The organism is Butyrivibrio sp. AE2032, from assembly GCF_000702965.1.
Window position 1 is genome coordinate 557,501 of sequence record NZ_JNLF01000005.1, and the last position, 17,037, is coordinate 574,537.

The 17,037-nt window shown below is 43.6% G+C and carries 14 protein-coding genes (1 of these 14 running past the window's edge); 11 read left to right on the forward strand and 3 right to left on the reverse strand.

What is annotated here, in order from left to right; all coding sequences use genetic code 11:
• Window positions 1-370, forward strand: the 3' portion of a protein-coding gene (locus BO18_RS36625; protein ID WP_081861164.1) for a zinc-ribbon domain-containing protein. The gene continues 65 nt to the left of window position 1, outside the view; 370 of the gene's 435 nt are visible here — the last part of the coding sequence; its start codon lies off the left edge, out of view; its stop codon occupies window positions 368-370.
• 72 nt (window positions 371-442) lie between these two features.
• Here the strand turns inward: BO18_RS36625 and BO18_RS20110 are convergent, their stop codons facing one another.
• The 3 genes from BO18_RS20110 to BO18_RS33215 are packed head-to-tail and all read right to left on the reverse strand — an operon-like array spanning window position 443 to window position 4,229.
• Window positions 443-1,201 carry a hypothetical protein gene (locus tag BO18_RS20110; RefSeq protein ID WP_185752527.1) on the reverse strand — a complete coding sequence of 253 codons (759 nt, stop codon included), beginning with the start codon at window positions 1,199-1,201 and terminating at the stop codon, window positions 443-445.
• An 11-nt stretch (window positions 1,202-1,212) separates the two neighbouring features.
• A complete protein-coding gene (locus BO18_RS20115; RefSeq protein WP_034449163.1) occupies window positions 1,213-2,985 on the reverse strand; it encodes a hypothetical protein in 1,773 nt (590 codons plus the stop codon).
• On the reverse strand, window positions 2,982-4,229 hold the full coding sequence (locus BO18_RS33215) for a hypothetical protein (RefSeq protein WP_051688999.1): 1,248 nt from the start codon (window positions 4,227-4,229) through the stop codon (window positions 2,982-2,984). Before BO18_RS33215 ends, BO18_RS20115 begins: the two co-directional genes overlap by 4 nt.
• 625 nt (window positions 4,230-4,854) lie before the next feature.
• Between BO18_RS33215 and BO18_RS20125 the strand changes: the two genes are divergently transcribed.
• The 10 genes from BO18_RS20125 to BO18_RS20170 all read left to right on the forward strand — a co-directional run bounded on the left by BO18_RS20125 (window position 4,855) and on the right by BO18_RS20170 (window position 17,036).
• Window positions 4,855-5,691 carry a ParA family protein gene (locus tag BO18_RS20125; RefSeq protein ID WP_034449165.1) on the forward strand — a complete coding sequence of 279 codons (837 nt, stop codon included), beginning with the start codon at window positions 4,855-4,857 and terminating at the stop codon, window positions 5,689-5,691.
• Window positions 5,645-6,598: a ParB/RepB/Spo0J family partition protein gene (locus BO18_RS20130; protein WP_034449166.1), complete on the forward strand. Its 954-nt coding sequence runs from the start codon at window positions 5,645-5,647 to the stop codon at window positions 6,596-6,598. The genes BO18_RS20125 and BO18_RS20130 overlap by 47 nt, the downstream gene beginning before the upstream one ends.
• 6 nt (window positions 6,599-6,604) lie before the next feature.
• Window positions 6,605-7,021 (forward strand): hypothetical protein, encoded by a 417-nt coding sequence (locus BO18_RS20135; RefSeq protein WP_034449168.1) that lies wholly within the window; start codon window positions 6,605-6,607, stop codon window positions 7,019-7,021.
• 327 nt (window positions 7,022-7,348) lie between these two features.
• On the forward strand, window positions 7,349-8,158 hold the full coding sequence (locus BO18_RS34985) for a hypothetical protein (RefSeq protein WP_034449170.1): 810 nt from the start codon (window positions 7,349-7,351) through the stop codon (window positions 8,156-8,158).
• A 123-nt stretch (window positions 8,159-8,281) separates the two neighbouring features.
• On the forward strand, window positions 8,282-14,239 hold the full coding sequence (locus tag BO18_RS20145; protein WP_034449172.1) for a VaFE repeat-containing surface-anchored protein: 5,958 nt from the start codon (window positions 8,282-8,284) through the stop codon (window positions 14,237-14,239).
• Window positions 14,240-14,306: 67 nt separating this feature from the next.
• The gene (locus BO18_RS20150; RefSeq protein ID WP_034449175.1) at window positions 14,307-15,032 is read left to right on the forward strand and encodes a sortase domain-containing protein; all 726 of its coding nucleotides are present in this window, start codon (window positions 14,307-14,309) and stop codon (window positions 15,030-15,032) included.
• A gap of 14 nt (window positions 15,033-15,046) precedes the next feature.
• On the forward strand, window positions 15,047-15,388 hold the full coding sequence (locus BO18_RS20155) for an HTH domain-containing protein (protein ID WP_034449176.1): 342 nt from the start codon (window positions 15,047-15,049) through the stop codon (window positions 15,386-15,388).
• 90 nt (window positions 15,389-15,478) lie between these two features.
• A complete protein-coding gene (locus BO18_RS20160; RefSeq protein ID WP_034449179.1) occupies window positions 15,479-15,670 on the forward strand; it encodes a hypothetical protein in 192 nt (63 codons plus the stop codon).
• Window positions 15,671-15,687: 17 nt separating this feature from the next.
• Entirely contained in the window at window positions 15,688-16,641 is a 954-nt protein-coding gene (locus BO18_RS20165; protein ID WP_185752528.1) for a DUF5688 family protein, read from the forward strand.
• Window positions 16,638-17,036 carry a hypothetical protein gene (locus tag BO18_RS20170; RefSeq protein ID WP_034449182.1) on the forward strand — a complete coding sequence of 133 codons (399 nt, stop codon included), beginning with the start codon at window positions 16,638-16,640 and terminating at the stop codon, window positions 17,034-17,036. Before BO18_RS20165 ends, BO18_RS20170 begins: the two co-directional genes overlap by 4 nt.
• The last annotated feature ends 1 nt before the right edge of the window (window position 17,037 follow it).

The following is a 17,037-nucleotide window of genomic DNA, read 5'->3' on the forward strand; positions in this document are numbered from 1 at the left end:
CCAGTGGTCTAAAACCAACCTCTTGTCTCCTTCTGATGTTTCCTGCGGCTCCCATATTAAGGTCCGATGGGTCTGCGAAAAAGGTCATGAATGGGTTGCCATCGTTAAAAACCGCGTTCTCTTAGGCAGCGGATGTCCGTATTGTAGCCACAGAGCCGTTCTTAAAGGATATAACGATCTGCAGACAGAATACCCTGAGATAGCCAGATCATGGTCCGACAAAAATCCAGACAACCCTTATGATTACTCGCCATCTTCAAACAAAGTGATCATCTGGCAATGTAAAAACGGACACGAGTGGAAATCCAGAATTGCGGACAGAACTAGAGGGCATGGATGCCCTTATTGTGCTGGACTTAAAAAGCCTTAGATTTCTCCAAGGCTCTTTCTATATAAGCATCATTGCGTTTTTATTCTGGAGATAAACTCTACGTGAAAACTATTATTGAATTGCCACAGTCTGCGTCGTTGAAGCGCCCCTATCTTTGCAGTAGCATGCGCTAGCCAGAGTGTCGACGGCTGATGCCGTTGAACCAGTTTCGTTAAGTGCTTCGAACGCTACGGCGAAAACTACAAGCATTTCCTGCGATACGCAGTACTTTGCAAACAGCTTGCTGTTCTCGACATAACCATTTACTACATAAACATGATTATCTTTGTCAAGCGGATAGCTCGTGCTCAATATAATCTGGTTGATGGCCCCTTCAGTTGAAAAGCCCGATGGATATGTGGCAGTGACATATGAGCATACTTCAAGTCCATTTGAATAGATGGGTGTATCCTTTCTATCGAGCTGGAAACATATTCCGTCGCTGTTCTCATAGGAGCATCTTTCCTCGGGCCACTTGCCTTCAGACTTGAATCCATACGCTTCCATGAACTTATCTAAGTCGATATACTTAGCATCGCTTCCAGGAAGATCATACAGATAGTCCTCAATCCTTACAGAAATGGTAAACTCGACACCATTAATAGTGTAAGTATTACCGTTCTTTGCAGGTGCCGTGTTCTCGGTCTCGGTTTCAGTAATCATAGCGTCACTAGGAATGCTCTGCTGTGGTTGCGAAACATCCGGGTTCACAGTATTCATCGTCTCTCCGGCAAAAGTTGTCTCACGATCATTACTGGAAGGTTTATTGCAACCCGTGAATGACAGTAATACACAGCAAGCCAATAGAACCGATACTATTTTCGTATTCATAACACGCCTCTTTATTTTTCTACATCGTTGTTTTTCTGTTTTTTTACTTTTCCGATGATTTTTCCGCCGACATCAACAGCGACTGCTCCTATTGGTCCACCAACAGCAGCACCCGCTATAACGCCTACCATTTTCTTCTTTTGTTTCTTGTCACATAATTCAATAAGATCATCCAAGCCTAACTCAATATCTGCAAATCCCTCAAAACTAGAAAGCTTGTATTTCTTCTTAAGTTGAGAATAATATTTTCCATCCTTTAAATAATCATCCGTAGCTGAAGACATCATCTTATTAAAACGCTCAGCGCCAATAGCAGAAACATCGAATTCTTTTATCTTTAATTCATAAGATGAGTTCATTTGGGACAAAGGTAATCCCCTGAGCATATTTGAACAAGCAAGGCTCTTCATTGCTCTATACATAACTTTGGTTGAAATATACCTCTGTGAAGGATATGGTATCTTATCACAGAACTCTTTCACAGTAGATGAAAAATCAGCATCATCTTGTATTAATGAATAGCATTCATTCCATTTGGAAACAACACTTAAATCTTCTGCCAAACAGAATGCCTCTGTTATATTAGCCTTATCCTTTCGCAAAGCATAAATAATCACAGAAAGGAGTTGTGTTTTTAACGTTTCATCAAGCTTTGAAAGCTCAGTAAGTTTATCCGTTTCAGAGAATTTGCAACCTGAGTCTATTATCTTAAGCAAAAGATCTTTTAGTTTTTCTTCAATAAGCTTACCATCATCAATTTCGAGACTTTCCTCTATACTGTTGCCATTCTTATAAACAATAACCAAGCATCTGGTACCAGCTTTCTTTCCTGATTTAGTATGCATCTTCTCTACAAGAATTGATTTATATGGGACCTCAATATACTTGCTCGCAGGCAACTTATTCTTTTTTAAGTAAAAAGCGTGCGTGGTAAATATAATACAGCCATTACCAATACGATTCGTTGCTACTAAAGAGTCATATGCTAATGTAGGAAAATCTTTTTTAATTTCCTTATCAAAGTCGGATTCGCTAAACTGTACTCTCTTTCCAAATGAAGATTCGTCGTCAACAACAGAATGAATAATGGATATAAGTTCCTCATAGGAAACACTAGAATCTTGTGTCATTTCAGGCAGTTCAGCAGTACTATCCGTGACATTGATCTTTTCAATTAAAGAAGAGTCCGCCTTGTACCTTGAAACTATACCATCAATTCCAAGCGTATTATATTCAAAATCAATTCTCTTACATGTATTAGCTATATCCTTGACCGGAGCTAAAGCAAACAACCAATTAAAAGTATTCCTATCCCTTAAAAATTCAAAGGACTCGTCATGCAAGAATAAGAAAGCACAAATAACCTGAAGAATCTTGAGCCGGTCAGAAACACTGTCGATCTTTTGTAATTTATCAAAATCAAAGGTTGCAACACGTTCAGATATACCTAGGTGTTCTTCTAAATTGTTGTAGAAGAGTTGCTGAGCTTCACTATTTTGCTCATAAGAACTAAGCAAAGTGAAAATGCACGCGCATAAAACACGTTTCTCGGTAGAGTCCATCATGGAAGGTAGATTTGTACTATCGAGACCATAATCGCTCGCATCAGAATCTGCCCAATCTTCAATTATGATATCGAGTGCACTTTGAATCTGATTCTGGTGTTCAGATATATTGTTCAAGATTTCTCCGTGAGCTTTTAATCCCTTGGCTATTTTTTCTTCTTTAGCTGCATCAATCTTAGCCTGAGCAGCTATACCTTTTTTAAAGTCTTTTTTACTCATGTGATTTCTCCCGAACTCATAAACTTATATTCTTCACCCATTACCGTTTTATACCATTCTTTCTCCAAAAACTCTGACTTAACACGATTAATGAACTTAGCATCTGTAATTAAGCGGTACATAGTAACGATATATCCGCCTATATCCATATATGCAAAACCTTTCTTAGCCAATTCAGGATTCTCAGAAAAATAAGCTGCAACTTCCATTCCTGCAACTGTAACAACATTGCTACTGGAAGCTATCAGATTTGAATAACTAATGATCTTTCTAGTCTTTACTTCATATAAATCGCGATTCTCATATAACGCAGGATCATAAAACAATCCGTGAATGGCAGCAATAAGCAAATTTATTACGGCAGCTAAAATCGCTTGAACACCTATTTTGGCAATATCTTTGGTAAGCATAAGAGAATCATACTGTTCCTTGTATAGTTTGCCTGCGAAATCTCTTGTATACTTGCTAGCTTCCAATAAAGGAACTGGTAAACCTAGCTTGGTAAAATAATCAGAGCCCAAATGAAGCGCTTGTGCAAAAACAGCCGCTGGAAGGCGTTTATTATCTTCTCTAATACCTTCAAAAGCATCAAGCAATACTTGCGGAGTAGGATACGATCCAGTCCATCTTCTTGGTCCGTTTTGCATTTCTACCTTATAGCTCTGGAATGTATCTAGAGTTATTGTGTCACTAATTATATTTGCTACACCAAAAATCCAACCCAAGATAGGGTCATGCCCTAAAGTATGGATTCGATGGTATCCGCCTTGCATATTAAAATACTGAGCTGATCCTCTCGTAATATCATACGGAACGCTTTCCATAGCTAATTGAAGCCAGTCCCTATACTTACTCTTCACATGTTTATCATCGGAGTGGCGCTCTTTATACTTGTTTCGGAGTTGCTTCTCCTTGTCTTTGATCGCCTTATCATCATGCTCAAGGCGAGAATTGTTTATTTTTTCTGTTACCTTAACATCAACAGAGCCAATAATTACCCATCTTCCAATTTGCAAAGCCGTTGCTAACATCAACATAGCTACATCGGTCTTATCAAACTTAGTTAACTTGGCAAATTGAGCATCGATACTTTCAAGTTCAAGATCCGCATTCTTATAAAGATGAACGGTTCTTTCAACATCGTCCGTTATCTCTTTAGCACCGCTAGTCGCAGCAGTCATTAACAAATCGGATTTTTCCCGATTTTCTGAGTTTAGTTTTTTTAATTTATCGTATTTGCTCATAACAACTAAACCTGAAAATACTTTATTTATTATTTACATTATATCAGTAATCAAACCGAACAATATCTCATATTAATCTACTTCAATTGCGTTCCTAATACTTTCGCAAATAGGAATACTCTGGCTTGATCTGTAACCGTTTTGGGACAGATCGGGCCTTTTAATATTACATTTTCAGTTTTTCCCCAAAAACACCCCTGACAAAACGGCTTCTCAGTTCAGTAAAGGTGAAGAGAGATTTTTCACTCTTCACCGGACCTTGACAACTGAATATTACCAAGCCGTAAGGAACGTTACTTGTACCGGAGTTAAAATTCCAAGCCAAGTTGACTTCGACCGCGCGACGACCTTCCGAAAGGAAGAGAGCGATAACGGGGATAAGTCAGAATCGGGATTGCACCCCGAGGGAGGCGATGACAGGTACAAAGTGATAATGATACTTCTGCGTAGTCACAGGCTGAGCGTTGAAGCGGGATTTGTCCTCCCGTGAGCCGTCGCACCCAATGAGCGCAGCGGGGCAGAAAGCCACCGGGGTGAGAGTCCCATGATCTCGTAGTCAGCAATGCGAGAGCCTTAAGGTTTTTATAAACACTATTTCTCTAAAACTAAAAAGGAGGAAAAAGCATTGGAAGACAAATGCAAAGTGATTGCCATAGCCAACCAAAAAGGCGGCGTTGGAAAAACAACCACTGCAGTCAACCTTGGTGTCGCATTAGCGAGTAAGGGATTAAAAGTCTTGATCGTAGATTCCGATCCGCAGAATTCCTGCACCCGGTGTTGTAAGATCAGCGACCCCGACTCACTCGATGTGACCCTTTCAGAGCTTATGTCCTATGAGATGACCGGAGAAGATAAGGATTATATATTAATTAATAATGCTATTAAGCAATTCGAGAACATCGACCTTATCCCCTCCAATATCAGCTTATCTGGTACAGAAACAGCTCTGTTTAATTGCATGAGTCGTGAATCAGTGCTAAAAAGAACCATTGAGCCTTTCAGGAAAAGTTACGATATCATCCTGATTGACTGCATGCCATCACTTGGAATGATGACAATCAACGCGCTGGTCGCTGCTGATTCAGTCATTATCCCCTGTGAGCCGTCTTTCCTATCAGTTAAGGGTTTGGATCTCTTGCTTCATTCAATAGCAAAGATAAAAAGACAGATTAACCCTTCACTTCAGATTGACGGCGTACTCATGACAATGGTCGATTCCAGAACCATCAACGCCAGAGAGATCACAAATGCCTTACGTGAAGCAGTTGGTCTTAATATTAATGTATTTATTACAGAGATCCCCCGTTCCGTAAGAGCTACTGAATGTCCAAATGTTGGTAAAAGCATATTTGGGCACGATCCCGATGGTAAGGTGGCAACGGCTTATGCAGAATTGGCTAAGGAGGTGATCGGCCTTGAGAGAAAAGCCCAAGTTAGACCTAGGCCTCACAGCTTACGATGATCTCTTTAAGAACGAGCAGGAACTTGCTGAAAGCAAGCTCCCAAAGATCTACGATATTCCCATAGAGCTTATCGATGATTTCCCTGATCACCCGTTCAAGGTAAAACTTGACGAAGACATGGACCAGCTTGTGGAGAGCATCAAAGAAAGAGGGCTAATCACACCTATTACCCTTAGACCAAAAGAAGACGGACGCTACGAGATAGTATCCGGTCACAGAAGAAAGAAGGCCTGCGAGATTGCAGGCCTTTCTTATGTAAAGGCAGATGTCCGAGAAATGGGGCGAGATGAAGCCATAATCCTCATGGTTGAATCGAATCTTCAGCGCTCTGTAATCTTACCCAGTGAAAAGGCCTTCTCCTATAAGATGCGTTTGGAGGCTATGAATCGCCTGCCTGGACGACCTAGTGGAAATCTGACACCAGTGGTGTCAGAAAAAATGAGAACCAATGAGGAGCTCGGAAAAGAGGTTGGTGAAAGCAGAGAACAGATTAGACGTTATATCCGCTTAACCGAACTTATACCCGACCTTCTCGATCTTGTGGATGAAGGCAAGATCGCACTGCGTCCTGCAGTTGAGCTCTCGTATCTTTCCAAGAACGAACAGCAGATGGTTTTCAAGCAAATCGAGATCTGCGAATGCACTCCATCACATGCTCAGACCATAAGGATGAGAAAGATATCGCAGAATGGCGGACTCAACTCTGCCATGATCGAGGACATCATGCTTGAAGAGAAACCTAACCAACGTGAGAAGGTCAGTGTTTCTTATGACAAAGTACGGAAGTTCATTCCGGAGAGCATTCCTTTTGAGGAAACCGGCAGCTACATCATGGATGCTCTGGAGTTCTATCAGAAGTACCGCTCAAAAGTCTCACAAATAAACAATAAAAATAAACTGAGGTAAAGAAAAATGGAAAATCAGGATATGTATGAAGTATCCGCACCCGCTCAGTCTCCCGTACAGGCACAAGAGCAGCAGGCAGCAGAGATGATCAAGATCACATTCTCCCGTAAGCTTGCAAGAGCTTTTACAACAAAGAGCGGCAAGGATGTTGTTGCGATTTCTATCCCGAATGTGGATCCCAACGACAAGAGTCCTTGGGAAGAGTTCGTTCTTCCTGTCACGATGGTACATAGTGACCACTATGGGAGCAAGGCTCTGTGGGTGAAGCTCCCGGCTGACGGCTCAACTACACTTTCAAGAAACTTCAAGCCGTCTGAAGAAGGCGGTGAGTGGACAAAGCAGGAAAGAGTCGTCGATAACAACACTCTGAAGTCAATGGTTGAAGCTTACAAGCTCAAGCCCAAGACTCAGAACGCAAGATGATTCGAAACTTGGGAGGCGCTATTAATTAACACGTGTAATGATGCAGGTGTGCGTTAATTAGCGCTCCCCTTTCTTCCCCCCCATACCCCCTAACTAACCCTTTCAAGATTCTTAAGATATCCAGCTAAAAGAGAAAGTCTTAAGTTCTACGCTAGATAGCAGTAAACTATGAGTATCAGGATAGAAAGAAAACCTGAAGCTAAATCGCACATTTAACCTTTTAACTTGGGTGTATTAAGATGCAAGTGGTTAGGAAATTGACAGGCTTATAACACAAGCTTTTAAGTCTTTTTAGCCAGGCATTTTATAGACTGGGGGATGATCGTTATGATTACAAGAGATAAAGCGATTATCGGAATGATAGCCGGATTAACAGCTGTTTCCATTCTTTTTGGAGGCTGTAATACGGGTGAGACACCCGAAAGTTCTTCTTTTAGCTCAGACTTAATTCAAGATACTGATAATACTTCAGAATCTTTAATAGAAAGTGACGTTTCAGTTCCAAGTAATGCAACTGAATCTTCTTCTCTTATTAGCCAGACTGAAACATCTGTAACTGAGAAAAACACAGAAGAAAGTAACGCGGATACTTCAGGGAATGGAAACAGCTCTTCTTCAAATAAACAGACAGAGCAGAATTCGAGTAGTTCCAACTCCGGAAGTGACAGTCAAAACAACGGATCAGGTTCTGCCGGGACACAATCGACAGCAACTCCGACGCCTAAACCGACTGAAAGAGTCAGTTCTTCAGGCAGTAACTCGGGCAGTAGCTCTGCATCCGTAACATCCACTCCCGTTCCTACTGCAACACCGACACCGGTTTCAACAGCTACGCCGACACCAGAGCCGACTTCCACTCCCACGCCTACTCCGACACCTAAACCTGTCTGGGGTTGGGCTAATGCGAAAGGCACTATCAAAACGACTTACGATTCTGCCACTAACGGAAGCAATATCCCGATCGAAATTCCGAATATGCCCGTAAGTGGCGAGACCTGTGACGGTGAACTTACAGGATATGGCAAATCAACTGATGCAACAGAAGAAGCCGTCTGGAATTATCTTGATAACAAGTTCGGAGAAGATTTTTGTGGTGTGGGCCATCTTAAAGTCGTTGATGGATCCGTTCACTGGTAAGCACACTTAATCTTTTGTTTTAACCAAGCAAACCGTGAGAGAACAAATCTCTCGCGGTTTTTCTTTGCCCTGCCTCAAAGCGGGGCTTTTTGTTTTGAACACAAAAACGGAGGAATGTTTCACATGAAGAAATTTTTAGAGAAGGTCATTTCTTCAGCCAACAGAGCCGGAAAAGCACTCTTCGGAAGCTCTATCTCAAGAAAGATAGCTTCTGCTACCCTCGCTTTTACCGTAGCCCTCTCTCCAGTTGTTCCTTCCTTGGCTGTTATGGCCGATGAAGTTCATGAACCGCAGGAAGTAATTGAGGAAACAACGGTTGTTCAGACAGAAGTTGAAGCTACTGAGGCAGAAATCCCCTCAGAAACAACTCTGCCTGACTATTCAGAGTGCACCACCGAAACTGTTATCACTGAAGATGATGACATTGTCGTTGTCGATCCGACAGAAACAATCGACACAACCGCTCCCCCCACGGAGCAGGAAACAGAGCCTGTTGTATCCGAAACAACAGTTGAGACAACTCAGGCAGTCGAACAGAAGAAATCAGATGTCGTCTCAGCTAATGAGAGCAACTTCGCCGATCTTATCGCCGAACTTCCTTCCGCTAACCGCCTGATTGTTTACTACAAAGGCTCTTTGGACACAGAAGCAACCGGTGTTTATTATGACGGCGTTTATTACCTCAGTTATTCTTCTGAGGATGCCATGTTTGATGATCTTTGTGCCTTTGATGCAAAGGGAATTCCTTTCGCTATCGATGGTAATGCACAGGTCTGCGGCGGTCTTATTTCTTATAAGGCTGGCGTCATAAATCCTGATGCTTCAACAAAGATTGCCGTCATTGATACCGGTTCTGATCTTGCAAACGAGAAGTATTCAGTCATCGGTGATGATCTGAAGGATCACAACGGACACGGCACAGCCATGGTCAATAACATCCTTGCCCAGACCGATGACGCATACGTTATCTCAATCAAGACAATGGCAGATGACGGTACTGGTAATGTCTCCGATATCTGTGCAGCAGTTCAGCTCGCAACAGATCTTAAAGTCGACATTATCTTCATGGCTCTGTCGTTTAAGGATTCCGGTGATTACGATGCTTTCAAAAAGCTTGTTAAGGAAGCCCAGGATCAGAAGATTACTGTTATCGCTTCTGCAGGAAATAACAGTGCAGAAGCTTCCAAGTATCTTCCTGCAGGACTTAACGGAGTCATCACGGTCGGCGCTATTCTTTCTGACGAAGGAAACAAGAGCCCTGTATCCAACTATGGATCAGCTGTCGACTACTACGTAGTTGCAAACTACACATCCGACGCAGCTTCCATCTTCGCAGGCAAGTATATCGCCGGCAATACTGGTGATGTCGCAACATCCTGCCTCATGCAAGGCAGACCTAACGAGATTGGCGAAGATGAGCCCGTAGTAAATGCAAAGCGAACACTGGATCGTTACAACGATACCAAAGGCTCGTATATCTATATCACAGCTCAGCAGATGCGTAACATGGGTTATTCGTGCTCCGATGACTTCCGCGACGATATCATCAACGCAGCCAAGTATCTTTCAGGCGTAGACTACGGCACTTATGCCAACAATCATGGAACTGAATACGAGCAGGCATTCCTTTGTCTCGACTATGTTCACATGGTTTACGGCATGATCGTTATCCCTACAGGCCACGATAACCCGGGCGTTGGTGGAGAAGGCGATTTCGTAAGACACGGTCGCCAGACAACAACAGCTGCACCGAGAATTTCTAATGGACATGCTTGGTGGTGGGCTTACTTCTCCCTGAATACGGATAATGACGTAGGCGGCAAGAAGTATATCGGATCACCCTACTACTTATATCCTTACGTTCAGGGTACTTCCGTTCCGTACTGGACCGCAAATGTTGTTCGTCCAGTTGATAACATAAGCCAGAACAACTGCTACGACTGCAGTGTCAGTTGCAATGATTCAGCCGCTATGCGTGCGTTGAATATGGAAAGAGGCGACCTGGTCTTCTTCGGACCTGTCGCAAATGGTGATAATGCTGGCGGTTTCGGTCATGCGGCCATCTACAGTGGCACTAACGGATATTTCTATGATTGCGGAAGTACAACTTCAGGTAATCATTACCGTTCAGACGGAGCTATAGTAAATGGTCCCGGAAACTACAGTCGCATTATGGTCTATAAGATTGAGGACTTTGATGACACTCATAAAGAAGTAGAGATTTCCTTAACCAAGGCATCCGAAAATAGTTCTATTACAAGCGGCAACAGCTGTTATTCATTGGCTGGCACAACTTACGGATTGTTCAGCGATCCCGCCTGCACCAACAGAGTAGCAACATTCATTGTTGATGCAAACGGAAATGCCTCAACGAAGTTCACATCAGAATACGACCAAACTTACTACCTCAAGGAGCTCGCTGCCGGAAAGGGTTATGAGCTTGATAGTCGAGTATTCACGGTTACGATAGATGCTGACGGTATTGTTGAAGTTGATCGCGGAATATCAACCACTAAAGATAATGACGTTTACTATATTCATCTCAGCGATATACCGATGAGAGATGATCTCCGCATTACGATCAACAAGACACTTTCCGATGGAACCATCATCCCTAATGACAGCGGTGCATACAACGGTGCCAAGTTCCGCTTGGAATACTACTCCAAAGAGGTAACGGATTTCCGTTCATTATCTTCTTCTGATGCAAACGTCGTATTCGAGTTCACAACAAGCAACAAGACAACCGTAATCAACAGATCGTTCCTTGCAGGATTGACACCTGTAAAGGGCAACAATATCTTCACTTCCTTTTCTGGCAACGCAATGCCGTTAGGTACATATCGCTTGCAGGAAATAGACGCACCTGACGGATTTGCTTGTGCACCTGACTACTGGATCTTAACAATCTACGATGATCCGAACACCGAAAATCAGGTAATCAGGACAAGAACCAAAATCACTGCTGACGGCAAGAATACAGCCGTATCCAACATTGTTGTCGGCAACACGGCAAGTGATGCATATATCAGCATCAATGAACCTGTCGTAATGGGTCGTTTCCACCTTAACAAGGAAATGCAGGAGAAGAACATCGTATCTGATGTTACACGTTATACCTTTAAACTTTATGCTAACTCCGGTGCTAACGGTACCGAAGAGCTTATCGCTACAGGAACAACGGAACGTGACGGTAATGTCTTATGGACTTATACCGGCAAGGGCTTAACTCTTACAGGTAACGACAACAATACACCGTTATCCAGAAGAACCCTTGAAAGCGGCCAATCTGCAGGCAAGACTCATAACATCATCCTCCCGGTCTGGAAGACAAATACCGAAAAGTTCACTTATACCGTCTATGAGTATCGTCCTGACACAAAGTACGGTACAACAGACATTAAGTACACCTCTTCCGTTCCTTCCGGCTGGATTAAGGTATCCGACAACGAGTTCAAGATGTCTTTCACCTTGGATGCAAATGCTGATGAAACTTCAAAGCAATACGCAGTATCCGACAGCGAAGCACCATTAACATCCAAGACTGTAGTAAATCATGAAGAGTTCACCGGTCTTAATGTTAAGAAGGTCGTTCCTTTAAACAACCCGTTCGATGTTACGAAGGTAATCTTCAAGGTCTATAACACCGATAACGGCAAGGATACCCTTATTGCAAACGGCACTGTTGATTCAAGAGGAAACGTAACCTGGTACAGAGTCAATGCATCCGGCTTCGGAACTGATCCTGCGACAAGCCTTAATACTCTCAACAACCTGCCTCTAGGTCATTACCGTATCGAAGAGACATGGGACAAGGAATATCTTGATCTCAACGATCAGATTTCGATACTCATCGAAGAGAAGAACAATAACATCGGCTGGACAAAGTCTGAAACAAGGACTTCTTATACCTACACCTGTGCTCTTGATCTCTCTGACAAGTCGAACGATAAGAACGTTCTCCCCTTAAATGTTGAGAATGAGAAATTCGTACAGGAGTTCAATCTGGTTAAAAACGTTACTGTTGAAGGTGATGCTTCAACCATAAAGGCTGAGCTCTATCTCATAAGTGACGATCAGGTGCTGCTCATCTCAACAGGCACCGTTACAACAAACGGCATCGGATCTTACGGTTTTACTTGGGACTACAAGGGAACTCATAAAACCGCCGACGGCATTGATACTCTTGAATTACCTGTCGGTACTTACAGAGTTATCGAGTATTGCCCGGAGACATACTATAAGGATACGGAGATTCCGTACACTTATATGACTCCTGAAGGCTTCACTTCCAAGGTCGTTGACGGCAGACTCCAGTTCTATAAGGACTTCGAGCTTAAGCGCGGAGAGTTCAAGACTCTTAAGACAACCGTAACCAACGTAAGAATCGAAGGTTCGTTCGACATCATAAAGGTTGAGCGTTCCGACATCGCTTCCATCAAGACATTCAACTTTGAAGTCTATTATAGAGGTAACGGAGCTTCCGCTTCTGATACGGCAGTTCTTATAGAGAAAGTTGCAATCAAGACAACTGACGGCAAGGGCTCCGCTTCACTTACGAAGCTTCCTGAAGGCTGGTACGAAATCCGCGAAGTCGGTACAGGATCTGAATGGATCTCACATTGGGCTAATACTGACTCCGTCACAAACGGCAACAAGATTGTTCATCTGACATCCAAAGACAGAACAATCGCCGCTCTCTCCGTCGATGACGGCATTAAAGAGAACGGTAAAGCGATAAATGCTGTTGTTTGCTATAACGATTTAAAGCCCGAGATAAAGACAACTCTCATTGACAGAGGAACAGATGCGCATATCACGACTTGTTCCGAAACAGCCGAGCTTGCCGATACCGTTTCCTACAAGAACCTAATGCCCGGTCATTATGCAATGCTCGGTGTATTACAGGACAAGAATAACGGCGGTGCACTCCTGGATAAGGATGGTAACGAGATTACCGGCAGCACCGAGTTTGATGTCCCTGAGGTTCTCGATGAATATGGTCAGCCCATTCCTCAGTCAGGTAAGGTCGACGTTATCTTTACGCTCGACACAACAAAGATTGAAGGAACAGTCATTGTCGCTTTTGAGGAACTTCATATAGATTCCATCACAGGCGAATTGGTTGTTGAACACAAGGATATCAACGATGTTGAGCAGACTGTCGTTGTTCCCAAGATCAAAACAACAGCAACCGACATCGATAACGGCACTCATACCCTGACCTACAAGGAAAGAGTAAACATCTCCGATAAGGTCTCCTATACAGACCTCGTGATCGGAAGAACTTATGTCGCCAGCGGAATTCTAATGGATGTAGCTACAGGCGAGATCTACAAAGATTCCGAAGGTAAGACATACAACGCTTCCACCGAGTTTGTTGCAACCGAAAAGGATGGGTTCGTTTATGTCGTTTTCAAGAATGTCCTTATTCCTTACTCAAAGACAACAATCGTAGTATTCGAGGATGTCACCGATAAGGAAAAGGGCGTTAAGGTTGCAGTTCATGCAGATCTTACGGATAAGGATCAGACAATCGAAAGGCCGACAGCTCATACTGTCGCAACCATAAACGGCAACAAGGTCATTTGGCTTGCTTCAACTGAGATTCGCAACCTTACGATCACAGATACCATCTCCTACACCGGACTTGAAGTCGGTTCTCTTTACAGAGCAGAAGCAACACTCTTCAAGGTTAACGGCACGCAGCTCATGGTTGATGCCCAGCCTATCAAGAGCATTGTCGAGTTCACACCCGGCACCAAGGATGGGACTGTTGACGTAAACATCACCTTCTCAACAGAAGGCCTTTCCGAAGGCGACAAGATCGTAGTCTTTGAGAAGATCTACGATGTAGCAAGCGAAACTGAGATTGCTGACGGCTCTCAGACAGAGGATCTTCTTATCGCAAGACACGAAGATCTCAACGACAGTGATCAGACGATCACAATCCACTTCAGACCAACAACTGGTGAGATCATTCCGACATACACAATGATCGGAGCCAGTCTCGTTGCTCTTTCAGCTCTCATTGCAGCATTCCTTTTCAGAAGAAAGAAGAGAACAGCATCCCCCGAATAACTCTTCTTCACTTTCGTGCCCCGTGGGTTAGATTCTCACGGGGCTTTTCTTTTCCCAAGGAGGCATTATGAGAATAAAAAGAATAACCGTTAATGTCGGTAGGATACTGCTGGTCATTGTTTTCTTAGTCGGTCTGGTTCTTCTATCCACCAACTTTATCAAGACACGAATCAGGCAGAATGTTGCGGATGAAGCGATCGAAGCTGCTGAAAGCGTCATAGATGACGGCGGCGGAGTTATCACCTTCAAGTTACCAGTAACCGACTACCTTATGGTCAACGGAGAAAGCGGCGAAGAGGATAAGACCATTGAAGATCTTCTTCGTGAGATGAACGCAATATCTTCAGAACATGAAAACATCCGGCTACTCGGAATCCTGGAGATACCTTGTATCGAGCTTAAAGAACCCATTTGGGATTCATGTTCTTCAACTGCCCTGCGTTTTGGTGTCGGACGATTTCCTCAGACATGCCAGATTGGAGAAGAAGGAACCTGTACTCTTTTCGGACACCGAATGGAGAGCCACACGCTCTTCTGGAACCTTCAGGCGCTCGAGAACCTTATCGGTGAGGAAGTAATCGTCACCACCACAGACGGCGTTCAGCATAAATACACGATCGAATCCACCACCTATGTAAAGGATGCAGGACTCGATCCGTATATGAGAGCCGATTCGTTCAACACTGAACATTTATGTTTAGCGACATGCGGCTACGGCCAAGACCCCAACAACCCCAACATTTACAGGCCAAGGAATACGGAATTCATAGTTATCTGTGTGCCTGAAGACTGACAAAGGAGATTTTTATGAGCAAGGATCAGGAAATATACGTTTTTCTAATTGAGAACCATAAGGGTAAGGATAATGCAATTCACAGCAAAGATCTTGAGAAACTCTTTAATATCTGTCCTCGGACCGTTCGCAATTATATCAACAAAATGCGCAAGTCAGGTCTTCCTATCTGCAGTGATGATTCCGGTTACTGGATCGCAGCTAATCCCAGAGAGGTAAATAGGACGGTCAAGCGTTTAGGCGACTTCGCAGGCGAAATTAACAACGCCAGGACAGGACTTGCGTATGCAACGATCCAGATGCGCAGCGTAACAAGAATACAAGAAGAAATCCACATAACCGTAAAGGTTGTCTGACCTGCTTCCCGGTTGGGACAGCAGGTTTTTATTCCCCAAAAAGCAACCCGTATTGGGTGCAGAAATAAATAACACAAGGAGGTATCTGACATGAGATCAGATGAAATCACAGTGCTTGAGCCGGAGCTCATTACAAATGACAACGGCAAGGGTGTACGACTTTTCGCTTATGCAAGTTCAATGAGCGGAAAAGAAGAAAGCGCCTTGGGTAACAAGGCAAGGAATGGTTCCGGCATCTCCGGATTAATGAAAGAGCTTGAAAAGACCAAGCTCGATGCATGAGAAAGGCAGGTATAAACATGGATTTTGAAGCTTTCAAGAACAATTTGATGGAGCTCGTTATTCAGGAGCTCGACAACAGAGGAATCGAGGATATCTCACTCAAGTTCAACACGATCAACTCCCCCGACGGCATGACCGATAGGCTCATGGTTTCCGTTGGTGATGCAAAGATGTCTATGTCATTCAGACTCAAGGAGATCTTCACTGATTATGAGAACGGTCTGGATTTGGAAAGATGTGTTGACCGTATCTGCAACACTATCAAGGCGAACATCACCGTTATCGAAACTAAGGAAGGCGACGTTAAGGCATTCATTACCGATTATGAGCAGGTAAAGGATCACACTTACCTCAGGCTGGTTCCAGGTACCTCTCCTGTTTTGAAGGAAGCACCTCACAGAAAGTTCCAGGATACTGCTCTTGTTGTCAGTGTTCACCTTGATTCCTTCTCCGATGACAACGGCAAGTCAGTAGTCGTCGTAACAAAGCCTCTCATGGAGATGTACGGTGTAGATGAAAAGCAGCTCTTTGCAGATGCAGAAAAGAACTCTATCGAGAAAGAACCGGTTGTCTTCACACCCCTTGTTGACATGATCAAGAACCTCATCGATAAGGATGAAGTTCCCTCTCCTGAGGAAATGGGAATTGTAACCTATATTGCAACTAACAAGACCGGTTTCCACGGTGCTTCCGTAGTAACTTATCCCGAGTTTCTTGAACAGGCAACCGAGAAGATGGGCGGCAGCTTCTTCATGCTTCCTTCTTCCGTTCACGAGTTTATTCTCCTCAAGGATGATGGTAAACAGAAGGCAAAGGATCTCAACAAGATGATCAGGAACGTCAATGAGACAGTTCTTGAGCCGAGAGATTTCCTCTCCAACCAGTGCTATCACTATGATGCCAAGACAAAAGTGCTTGAGACCGGTGTTAAGTACGATAAGGCAAAGGAGAAGAAAGCAGGTGCAAGATGACCTACGATGAATACATCGCCGAGACCACGAAGAACTGCATGAAAGCATTAGCCGACCGCACCAATCGTGAGCTCGAGAACATCGAACTTATAAGAAAAATCCTTTGGCAGGAAGAACGGGTAACAGGTGTGATCAGTGGTGTTTGCTCTTCAATGAAGGGTAAAGCCGCTGAAAACATCAAAGGAGTCCTTTTTAATGACTTGTTCCTAAATGACTTTAATGAAGTCGGATTAAATATGCAGAACGTTATGGCTTATGGTCCTGAGGCAATCGATGTTGTCGCCAGATGCCTCGCGCTTAAACATATCAATATCAACAGGCTCATTGAAGAGGAACGCGAAAGACGCCGCAGACGCGAAGCGGAATCAACGCGCAAATGCTCTTTCAGAGTATGAT